This window comes from Microcoleus sp. OTE_8_concoct_300 (genome assembly GCF_031383065.1).
In the GTDB taxonomy this organism is placed as follows: Bacteria; Cyanobacteriota; Cyanobacteriia; order Cyanobacteriales; family Microcoleaceae; genus Microcoleus.
In genome coordinates this window covers 1-1,273 of record NZ_JANMZH010000026.1, presented here as the reverse complement: position 1 = coordinate 1,273, position 1,273 = coordinate 1, and the positions used below count along the sequence as shown (strand labels likewise).

The following is a 1,273-nucleotide window of genomic DNA, read 5'->3' as shown; positions in this document are numbered from 1 at the left end:
GTTGAGCGAACGTTTGGCCAATGCGGGGTTATTACCGATGTTTGGTTTTCCAACGCGGGTACGTTTGCTTTACACGCGCTGGCCCTCACCGGGCGCTCAATGGCCACCAGAGACGGGAATAGTCGATCGCAACCTTGATGTAGCTATTAGCCAATTTGCCCCAGGGTCGCAAACTGTCAAAGATAAAGCTGTTCACACTGCCTGTGGTGTAGTTGAGTTATATCCTCAAGGCAACACAATTGCTTCAGATTCAGGGTTTGCCCCTGCACTACCAAATGGCAACCAATCTCTCGGACTTTGTAGTAACTGCCAAGCGGTAATTTACCCGCACATAATCTTAAATCAACCACTACCGGGCGGTCAGCGATCGCCAACAACTCCCTGTCCAGTTTGCGGTGTAAAGGATGCGATGCGTTGCATAGATGCTAGAGAACCCAAGGCATTTTTTACAGACTTGCAACCAGAGGACTTTGATGGCCAATTTGAATGGCAACCGCGATCGACACGACCTTCTTTGAGTATCCCTCCGAAGGATAAGGATGATGATGACACGCCTGCAAATAATAGCACGCCTGTATCTGTCCTTAATGCTTCTGTATCTGCATTCAATGACAATATCATTTCTGTTAATGATAATGGTGGCGAGGGGGGATTCGACTTTCAGCAGGCAACTGTCTTTGGACGGCAGAAACCCGGAGCTTATGCTGTATCTCCTGACCCCAATAGCCAGGTCGGTACGTCTGGTAATGCCTACCGAGTGGCATTATTGTCTTCCCGAAAAACCGACATTCTGCTAGTTAATCTTGTGCAATGGCCTAATGGCATATTTGCCAATCCAACTACAGTTGAAGGCCGTGCTGCTTGGTATTCTTTCGCGTTTTGGCTGCGGGTAGCGGCTGCTTCTCTTCTCGATGTGGATGCACTTGAGTTACAGGCAGGTTTTCGTTCATTAGAGCAGAATGGAGCGATTATAGGTCAAGCTTTTCTTTGCGATCAGTTGGAAAATGGGGCGGGTTATTGTCGGTTTCTCGCCCAGCCGAATGAGTTTCAACAACTGATGGATCGGGCAGAACCAACGATTCCAGGAAGTATTGCCAGTCAGTGGATGAACCCTCAAGCACATGAAAGTGAATGTGATACTTCCTGCAATTTGTGTTTGCGGGACTATCAAAACCTTGCTTATCACGGGTTATTGGATTGGCGACTGGCTTTAGATATGGCACGATTGGTGTCTAATCCTGCGTCGGCGATCGATCTCAACTCTTCTTGGGAC

1 pseudogene is annotated in these 1,273 nt (G+C 48.2%); it reads left to right on the top strand.

Annotation, left to right across the window (positions count from 1 at the left end):
* Nucleotides 1-37: 37 nt before the first annotated feature.
* Nucleotides 38-1,273: pseudogene (locus tag ACUVJL_RS01505) on the top strand (DEAD/DEAH box helicase); the annotation flags it as partial.